Source organism: Staphylococcus sp. GDY8P67P (genome assembly GCF_017892545.1).
Taxonomy (GTDB): domain Bacteria; phylum Bacillota; class Bacilli; order Staphylococcales; family Staphylococcaceae; genus Staphylococcus; species Staphylococcus ureilyticus.
The window spans coordinates 357,572-367,655 of sequence record NZ_JAESLH010000022.1 but is presented as its reverse complement, the minus strand read 5'-3'; the positions used below and the strand labels follow the sequence as shown (position 1 = coordinate 367,655).

8 protein-coding genes are annotated in these 10,084 nt (G+C 29.7%); 4 read left to right on the top strand and 4 right to left on the bottom strand.

Annotated features, from left to right (window positions below; all coding sequences use genetic code 11):
- The first annotated feature begins 158 nt into the window (after positions 1 to 158).
- Positions 159 to 1,418: an aminoacyltransferase gene (locus KA833_RS09665; protein WP_046208312.1), complete on the top strand. Its 1,260-nt coding sequence runs from the start codon at positions 159 to 161 to the stop codon at positions 1,416 to 1,418.
- Between the two features lie 32 nt (positions 1,419 to 1,450).
- A complete protein-coding gene (locus KA833_RS09660; protein ID WP_070658514.1) occupies positions 1,451 to 2,710 on the top strand; it encodes an aminoacyltransferase in 1,260 nt (419 codons plus the stop codon).
- Positions 2,711 to 3,109: 399 nt separating this feature from the next.
- Here the strand turns inward: KA833_RS09660 and KA833_RS09655 are convergent, their stop codons facing one another.
- Positions 3,110 to 3,631, bottom strand: coding sequence for a DUF308 domain-containing protein (locus KA833_RS09655; protein WP_070038127.1), 522 nt, complete (start codon positions 3,629 to 3,631; stop codon positions 3,110 to 3,112).
- 197 nt (positions 3,632 to 3,828) lie between these two features.
- On the opposite strand from KA833_RS09655, the gene KA833_RS09650 reads away from it, so the two are divergent.
- The gene (locus KA833_RS09650) at positions 3,829 to 5,025 is read left to right on the top strand and encodes an SAM-dependent methyltransferase (RefSeq protein ID WP_119505798.1); all 1,197 of its coding nucleotides are present in this window, start codon (positions 3,829 to 3,831) and stop codon (positions 5,023 to 5,025) included.
- Positions 5,026 to 5,959: 934 nt separating this feature from the next.
- Here the strand turns inward: KA833_RS09650 and KA833_RS09645 are convergent.
- On the bottom strand, positions 5,960 to 6,715 hold the full coding sequence (locus KA833_RS09645; protein ID WP_210128499.1) for a MerR family transcriptional regulator: 756 nt from the start codon (positions 6,713 to 6,715) through the stop codon (positions 5,960 to 5,962).
- 181 nt (positions 6,716 to 6,896) lie between these two features.
- The gene (locus KA833_RS09640; RefSeq protein WP_064208978.1) at positions 6,897 to 7,247 is read right to left on the bottom strand and encodes a hypothetical protein; all 351 of its coding nucleotides are present in this window, start codon (positions 7,245 to 7,247) and stop codon (positions 6,897 to 6,899) included.
- Positions 7,248 to 7,511: 264 nt separating this feature from the next.
- Here KA833_RS09640 and pepF point away from each other — a divergent pair, with 264 nt between their 5' ends.
- The gene (pepF, locus tag KA833_RS09635; protein ID WP_210128498.1) at positions 7,512 to 9,326 is read left to right on the top strand and encodes an oligoendopeptidase F; all 1,815 of its coding nucleotides are present in this window, start codon (positions 7,512 to 7,514) and stop codon (positions 9,324 to 9,326) included.
- A 111-nt stretch (positions 9,327 to 9,437) separates the two neighbouring features.
- Here pepF and phoU read toward each other — a convergent pair whose 3' ends face one another.
- A complete protein-coding gene (phoU, locus tag KA833_RS09630; protein WP_046208305.1) occupies positions 9,438 to 10,082 on the bottom strand; it encodes a phosphate signaling complex protein PhoU in 645 nt (214 codons plus the stop codon).
- Positions 10,083 to 10,084: the final 2 nt, after the last annotated feature.

Sequence of the window (10,084 nt, the reverse complement as noted above, 5' to 3'; positions counted from 1 at the left end):
CAGGAGTCTGGACTTGACTCATAAATTATAAGTAAATTGTAGCATTTAGTAATTCTAACTAGGGTATCGATTTAGTTTTATAATTGAATATTGTATAATAATTAAGATTAAAGTTTAAACTCGAAATAAAGTACTATAGACAAATAGGAGTATATAAAATGAAATTTACGAATTTAACTGCAAAAGAGTTTGGTGCATTTGTTGACCATATGCCCAACAGTCATTTTACACAAATGGTAGGGAATTATGAGTTGAAAATTGCAGAAGGTACAGAAACGCATTTGGTAGGCGTGAAAAATAATGAAAATGAAGTTATAGCAGCCTGCTTATTAACTGCTGTACCGGTTATGAAAATATTCAAATATTTTTATACAAATCGTGGACCGGTGATTGATTTCGAAAATAAAGAACTTGTCCATTATTTTTTCAATGAATTAGCTAAATATGTGAAAAAACATAATGCATTGTATTTAAGAGTAGATCCATACCTTGCATATCAATATCGAAATCATGATGGAGATGTATTAGAAAATGCTGGTCATGATTGGATTTTCGATAAAATGAAGCAACTTGGATATAAACATCAAGGGTTTTTAACTGGTTTTGATCCAATTATTCAAATAAGATTCCACTCTGTTTTAGATTTAAAAGATAAGACAGCAAAAGATGTCCTAAATGATATGGATAGTTTGCGTAAACGTAATACAAAAAAAGTTCAAAAAAATGGTGTGAAAGTCAGATTCTTAGGCGAAGATGAATTACCAATTTTCCGTTCGTTTATGGAAGATACTTCAGAATCGAAAGATTTTGATGATAGAGAAGACAGCTTCTATTACAATAGACTGAAGTATTATAAGAATCGTGTATTAGTGCCATTAGCTTATATGGATTTTGAAGCATACATCGATGAACTCAAGTCAGAGCGTGAAGTGTTAAGTAAAGATATTAACAAAGCGCTTAAAGATATAGAAAAACGTCCAGAAAATAAAAAAGCATATAATAAAAAAGAAAATTTAGAAAAACAACTTATTGCAAATCAACAAAAGATTGATGAAGCTAAATCATTACAAGAACAACACGGTAATGAATTACCAATTTCAGCAGCATTCTTTATCGTCAATCCATACGAAGTAGTGTATTATGCAGGAGGAACATCTAACGAGTTTAGACATTTTGCAGGAAGCTATGCAATACAATGGAAAATGATTAATTATGCAATCGATAATAATATCGATAGATATAACTTCTATGGCATTAGTGGTGATTTTTCGGAAGAAGCAGAAGATGCAGGTGTTGTGAAGTTTAAAAAAGGATTCAACGCTGATGTAGTTGAATATGTTGGTGATTTTATAAAACCAATCAATAAGCCAATGTACAAAATTTATACAATGTTAAAGGGATTAAAAGATAAAAAGTAATACGTATTATATTTAGAAAGGAACTAGCTATAATGAAATTTACAGAGTTAACTGTCAAAGAATTTGACAATTTTGTACAAAATCCAGCATTAGAGAGTCATTACTTTCAAGTAAAAGAAAATATAGCTACTAGAGAAGAAGATGGTTTTCAAGTTGTTTTATTAGGCTTAAAAGATGATGATAATCAAGTTATCGCAGCTAGTCTTTTCTCTAAAATCCCAACTATGGGAAGCTATGTTTATTATTCAAACCGTGGTCCAGTCATGGATTATAAAGATTTAGGTTTAGTTGATTTCTATTTACGTGAATTAGATACTTATCTTCAAAAACAAAATTGCTTATATGTAAAAATGGATCCTTATTGGATATACCAAATTTATGATAAAGATATTCATCCAATGGCTGATCATCAAGAAAATGATGCGCTTGTTAATTTATTTAAATCTCATGGATATACGCATCATGGGTTTACAACAGAATATGATACATCAAGTCAGGTTAGATGGATGGGTGTGCTTAATTTAGATGGTAAAACACCTGCGTCATTAAAAAAACAGTTTGATAGTCAAAGAAAACGAAATATAAATAAAGCTATTAATTTCGGCGTGAGAGTAAGATTTTTAGAAAGAGAAGAATTTGATATCTTTTTATCACTTTATCGTGAAACTGAAAAACGTGCTGGTTTTGTATCCAAAACGGATGAATATTTCTATAATTTCATAGATAATTATGGGGATAAAGCTTTGATTCCTCTAGCTTATATTGATTTAGATGAATATGTTACGCATACACAAGAAAGTATTAATGAAAAAGAAGCACGTAGAGATCAAATGATGCAAAATGAGAATAAATCTGACAAGCAATTGAAAAAAATTGCTGAAATCGATAAACAAATTGAACATGATAAAAAAGAATTATTACATGCGAGTGAATTAAGACAGACAGATGGCTCAATCTTAAATCTTGCAGCAGGCGTATATTTTGCTAATGCATATGAAGTGAATTACTTCTCAGGTGGGTCATCTGAGAAATACAATCAATATATGGGCCCATATATGATGCATTGGTTTATGATTAATTATTGTTTTGATCACGGATATGGTCGTTATAATTTCTATGGCTTATCTGGTGACTTCACTGAAAATAGTGAAGACTATGGTGTTTACCGATTTAAGCGTGGTTTCGGTGTACAAATCGAAGAATTAATTGGTGATTTTTATAAACCAATCAAAAAAACAAAATATAAGTTATTCAATACGCTTAACAATATTAGGAAAAAAATTAAAAAATAAAAAATAAAAAAGAAAGCATACTGGTATATAAGCCCTAAGCCAGTATGCTTTCTTATGTTCAAAAAAGGCAGCGACATAATGTATTCGCCGAACCTCATTTTATTTTGGCAATAAATGACTGAACTGAAGCTCTGATAAACCCTAATAATTTTTCAATTCTAGTCATTTTTGCCGCGGCTGAAAATTAGATTTCTGCCAACTCCTTTTATGTGGATAATCATGCGATGTCTATTCTGGTTGTTTCCACATTTTTAGTATATAACTCACTCATAAGAAGCGCAATATTATTTTATTCTATAATTGAAATAGTAAATTCTTATATTATATTATTAATTTATTATAATTTTAAAATGTGCTTACTATACATTTACATTTTAAATACGTTTTTAAAAGAATAAATTAACGTAAGGCGTCTATGAGATAAGTTATTCCAATAATAAAGAAAACTGCGCTCATAAATACAGCGATAATAACAGCAGCGATCAATGGATTAAATAATAATATTACACCCAATATAATTTCTATAATATTTAATAAGATAGATACCATATGAAATCGTTTGTTTGAACCTTCTGCGGGTGTAATTGTAAACAAATTTAAAACTGCATTAATAATAAACCATATAGCAAATAAGTAAACAATAAATGTCGTACTTGTTACTACATTAAATAATATAAGCATGCCGATGATGATGTTGATAATACCTAAGACAATCAGCAAATTTGAACCCTTTTGCGTAGCTTGTTTCATAATGCGTCTCACAAAAATTTCAATGAAACCGTTAATAACGAATAAAATACCTATTAGCCAAGTAATAGCAAATAAATTTTCTTCAGGAAAACTAATGATAAAAACACCTATAATCAAGAAGAAAACACCAATTAATAAACTGGACCATCTAATTCCCGTTTTTTGTTGCATGTTTTACACTCCAATCTCAATAACATTTACCCGTAATGAAAGAATTCAACACTTTGGTAAATCATAATAATGTTATGTTAACAAAAACGAATAACAAAGTAATCTGTTTTGTTTGATTTAATCAATATTTAGGTCCAATGTATAAGATATAGGGTTTTAAAATAAATATTCATTTTACGTTAGGGAGTGTTTGATTAATGGGTATTTCGATTCAAAAATCAATTTATAAAAAAATACTAAAAAATTTAGCTACTGAACCGTTTAGTGTAACGTTTTGGGATGGTTCAGTGGTAAATTATAACGATGGAGTTGCTAAATTCCATTTAATTTTTAACAAACCGCTAAATAAAAAACTGCTAAAAACAAATCCCATGATTGCATTAGCTGAAGGCTATATGGATAAAGATATTGAAGTCGATGGGGATTTAGAATATATTATGGAATCCATTTTTTCACAACAAAGAAGTTTTATAAATAAACCTAAGCAAAAGCACGTGCATTCTCGAAAAAAATATAAAAATACTAAAAAAATTGCTAAAGAAAATGCTTCATTTCATTATGACTTAGGCAATGATTTTTATCGCTTATGGTTAGATAAAACGATGAATTATTCATGTGCATATTTTAAAACGAAAGCAGATTCGTTATATACCGCTCAAGTTAACAAGATTAACCATATATTAAAAAAGTTAAATTTACAGTCTGGCCAGAGTTTATTGGATATTGGATCTGGATGGGGACATCTTATTATTGAAGCTGCAAAACAATATAATGTTCAAACATTAGGTATTACATTAAGTGAAGAACAATATATCAAAACAAAAGAGCGCATAAAGGCTGAAGGTTTGATCGGCCAGGTGGATGTTAAGTTAATGGATTATAGAGAACTTATTAATGAAAAAAGAACTTTTGATCGAATTGTAAGTGTAGGCATGTTAGAACATGTTGGGCATGATCATATTCCTATATTCATGGAAAATACACATAAGTTATTGAACGATGGTGGTGTGGCATTGTTACATTGTATTACTGGACTTGTTGAAGTAGAAGGTAACGACTTTCTCACTAAATATATTTTCCCCGGAGGTGCAATTCCTTCAATAAGAGCATTAGTTGACAATATGTCACAGAATAACTTGAAAATTGTAGATGTAGAAAGCTTAAGAAGGCATTACACTTTAACTTTACGTAACTGGGCAGAAAATTTTGAAGCAAATATAGATAAAGTACGCGAACAATTTGATGAGCGATTTATAAGAATGTGGCGTTTGTATTTAAATGCATGTGCGGCAAACTTCACATGTGGTGTTTCCGATTTGCATCAATTTTTAATCACAAAAGGTGTTAATAATGAACTTCCAATGACAAGAGATTATTTATACTGTGATAATTAATACAAAAATTTTGATAAATGGTGTTGAAACTTAATTTTCTGTTTTAACACCATTTATATTTATATAGTACTTAAAGTAATTGGCATTTATAGTTTACTTTATTTATGTTATGTAAACTATAAATATTATAGGTTTAATTAAAAACCATACAGTTAAAGATTATTGCGAGTAATGTTTGATAGCATTCTCGCTTATATTTTTAAAAATTGTAATTATTTTAATAAAGCTATATCATTTTGAAACGCTGAGAAGTTGATTTTTGAACGTTGAACTTCGTTTTTGTGTATCAATGTAGACATTGTTGCAAATGAGCGAACAATAATTTGTTTATAAATTTGTTATCGGTATTTAGATCTCTACAGTAAGATTATATATTGAGCATTGCTGTTGAAAAATTAAAAGCAAATGAATGAAACTAAATACATATAGTGATGATGACTAACATAGACATATTTAAATTGAAATTGTTGTTAATGTATGTTTTCAATTCATTTTAAACGTATAGATTTTAATGATTTATCAAAGCTGAATTAAGCAATACTTGGACTTTAATAAAGTAAGTGATAAATATCTTTTAAATAAGACGAAAATCGGCATACATATTTCAGTTAACATTTTAGTTTACATAATATATATTATAGGAAGTTATGTATATTTTGATATAGGGCACCTATTTTGCATTAATTTATATTTTAGTTTCTGTTTAAATTAGATTATGAGTTATATTAATACTGTATTCATGACTGTAAATATCAAACGACCATGTGTTTTTATAGCCAGTAAGTTAGATTGTATGTTAAATATTTGCTGTAAATCTATAATTTATTATTGTTGATTTTGACGTAGTTATTTAACGTAATTAACAGATAATGTCATATAAAATATATGCCTTTATCAAATCGTAATTTTTTTGATTTAATAAAGGCGTACATGATTATTGATTGTTCTTTACATAAACTTCAATTGAGTCTTTAATGAATTGAGCGGTGCCAGCTCCAAATTTATCAATATTTACTTTGAATCGTTCGTCTTCGACATACAAATGACCTAAACGTTCAAAGATATCTAGTGTGTAATCAAAATCTATGTTTGAATTTAAATAATCATACCATTTTTGCACATTTGATTGGACTTCAACAGATTCTGGCGATTGACTTTTTAAATTGGCAAAAGTTGAAAAGATATCATTCATTTCTTTAGTTTTTACATCTTTTTCTTTATCTGACCATGAGTTGATATGCTCGTTCGCTTTCGTAACGGTAGAATCGCCCCACTTTTTACGTGCTTCTTCATCATAGCTTTTGGGTAAATTGTCAAAATTAAAACCCTTGAATTTTTCTTCATTTGTCATAGTTATTTCTCCCCTCATATAGCGTAACGTTTGATCGATTGTTTGAATCATTTGATCGGTTCGATTTTTTCGATCTATAAGCAATTGTTTGTGCATTTTTAAGGCTTCTTGTCTATCAAAGGATGGGCTAGCAATGATTGATTTAATTTTTTTAAGAGGAAAATCTAGCTCTCTAAAAAATAATATTTGTTGTAGTTTATCTAAGTCTGCTTCTGAATATAGCCGATACCCTGATTTAGACAGTTTGGTAGGATTTAATAAATGAATTTCATCATAATAATGTAACGTACGCACACTGATACCTACTAAATCTGCAATCTGTTTAACTGTCATTTGCATTTAATTTACCTCCTTATATAATAACTATAATCTTTAACGGAACGTTAGGGTCAATAATAACTTTTTACATAATTTATAGCAGTATAAAAAAAGTCCCTGAGACAAAATATGTCTGGGACTTTTAACCATATTAGTTGACGCAATTATTATAGGATTAATTTTCTATGTTATATTTAAATAATTATTTTCTTCTTTTAAACTCATGTGCTTCGTCTTCAGGTGAGATACCACGTTTTCGCATTTCTTTAAGCGCCTTTTTTTCTCGACGTTTACGTCTAAAGTCACGTGTGAAATACCAAATTAAAAAGCTCATGATTAAACTTAGTACCGCCATAAATGCAGCAAAACCTAATAATGGCTCGTAAGTAATATTTTCGAAATTAGGTATTAAGAATGCAGCAATAGCTAAAATTACAAATGTTAAAATAGCTGATGTAAACCATTTATTTAAAACAAGTGTACAGAATAATGTAACTATTGTAACAGCTACCACTGTAATCCATAAAAAATTGGGTAAATCAAAAATAGTCATTTATAGCGCTCCTTATAAAAATCGACATATTTGTCATTATAATAATATTATTATACTAAACGAAATTATATATCATATCCATCTTGAGTCGTATAATAATATATTAAAATATTGCATTAATCACGTCAATTAACATTTGTTTTGTTCAAGTAGAAAGTTTGTTTTCTGATGCGAATTTAGCATATAAACGCACAATTGTATCTTACAAGGTGATTTCATGTATAATTAAAATTGAATTTATTATACATAACTAGGAGTGATTAAATGGCGGATACTTTACCACTTAGAAATGAAGTTTCTGATGAAATAACTTGGGACATTTCAGCTCTGTTTTCTTCCGATGAAGCATTTTATCAAACTTTAGAAAAAACAACAGCTGCTGCTAAAACATTTAATGAAAACTATGTTCATCAATTGGATAATCCTACTATAATTGAAAAGGCATTGGCTATATATTCTGATATTCTGATTGAATTAGATAAAATGGCAAATTATGCAGAGTTGAGATTAAGTGTTGATACAACAAATGAACAAGCACAAACATTAAGTGCTAAATTTTCAAATACTTATGGGAAAATTGCCAGTGAATTATCATTTGTTGAGTCCGAAATATTGGCACTTTCAGATGAAACGTTCAAGCGTTTTATCTCAACATCTAAATACCCACATTTTTTGGAAAAATTAAAGGCACGCAAACCTTATCAACTTAGTCCTGAAGTTGAAAAAACATTAGCAAGTTTATCATCAGTGTTTGAACGCCCTTTTGAATTATATGTTATCACGAAGATGTTAGATATAGAGTTTGATCCATTTGAATATAAAGGCAAAACATACTCTTTAGATTATGCTACTTTTGAAAATGAATATGAAGATCATCCAGAAGAAGCATTTAGAAGAATTAGTTTCAAAAAGTTTAGCGATGCATTAAATAAGTATCAACATACAACTGCTGCGACATATAATATGCAAGTACAACAAGAAAAAATTGAAGCAGATCTACGCGGTTATGATTCTGTAATAGATTACCTACTACAAGATCAAGAAATTAATCGAGATATGTTTGATCGCCAAATTGATGTTATTATGAGTGATTTAGCACCTATTATGCAAAAATATGCAAAATTGATTAAACGTGTTCATGGCTTAGAAGTCATGCATTTTGAAGATTTAAAAATATCTATAGATCCTAATTACGAACCCGATATCTCTATTGAGGATTCTAAAAAGTATATTTATGGTGCATTAAATGTTTTAGGTAAAGATTATTTAAATATGGTTGAAACGGCCTATCAAGATAGATGGATAGATTTTGCTCAAAATAAAGGTAAAGATACTGGTGCGTATTGTGCAAGTCCATATGCTACACATTCATATATATTTATTTCTTGGACTGGAAAAATGACTGAAACCTTTGTTTTAGCACATGAATTAGGTCATGCTGGTCATTTTACCTTAGCACAAAGTCATCAAAATTATTTAGAATCAGAACCGTCCATGTATTTTGTAGAAGCACCATCGACAATGAATGAGATGCTAATGGCAAATTATTTATTCAAAAACAGTAGTGATGCTCAATTTAAGCGCTGGGTAATTGGTTCTATCGTTTCTAGAACTTATTATCACAATATGGTAACGCACTTACTAGAAGCAGCGTATCAACGCGAGGTATATAAAAAAGTTGATGATGGTGAATCATTGACTGCCCCGTTATTGAATCGAATTATGTTGGATGTTTATTCTCAATTTTTTGGAGAAAGTGTTAAATTTACAAAAGGTGCAGAACTTACATGGATGAGACAACCACATTATTATATGGGATTATATTCGTATACGTATTCTGCTGGTTTAACAATTGGTACGGTAATGTCACAACGTATTCAACAAGAGGGACAACCTGCTGTGAATGATTGGTTAACTACATTGAAAGCAGGAGGTAGCCAATCACCTGCCGAATTAGCTCAATTAGCTGGTATTGATATTAGCACGGATCAACCACTAAAAGCGACAATTGCATATATAGGTAACTTGGTAGATGAGTTAGAACAACTTACAGATGAAATCGAGGCTGAAGATCAATAACTATAATATAAACAAAAATTTATCTTAAATATAAAGCACGATGCCGATAAAATAAGCAAATCCGGATTTCCAACTGGATGTAGCTAATATTCGACATCGTGCTATTTGTATTTAATCATATGATTCGTAACGTTCACCTGTAACAAAGTAAAAAATGCTTTCTGCAACATTGCTAATGTGGTCACCAATACGTTCTAAATGTCTAGCTGCTAGATGTGCTTGTCCTGCAACAAAAGGGTCGTTATCTATTAAATAAGTTGTGTTAACGATATTTTTATATAAATCATCTATATCTTCGTCACGTTCGATAATTTCCTTAATTAAAGTGACATCATCTCTTTTTACTGCATCATCTAAATCTTTTAACATTAATAATGCGAGTTTACCCATAGTATTCAATCTTGTAAGCACATATTCATCGGTGATTTTAGCGCGTAATCTAATTTCAGCAATATTTGCGGCATTATCACCTATTCTTTCGAAATCAGAAGCGATTTTTAGTGCAGCCATCATTAATCTTAAATCAGTAGCAATAGGCTGTTGTTTGGTGATTAACATAATCACTTTTTCATTTATTTCTGTTTCTAAGGCATTAATATCCTTATCGTTCGCAATCGTTTGCCGCGCATAATTTCTATCCTCTTCACTTAACGATCTTAATGCATATTCAATATTATAATATACGTGAAGGCCAAGTCGACGTAAATCTTTCATTAATTCGTCTAATTGGCCTTCATATTTTTCTCTAATAACCATAT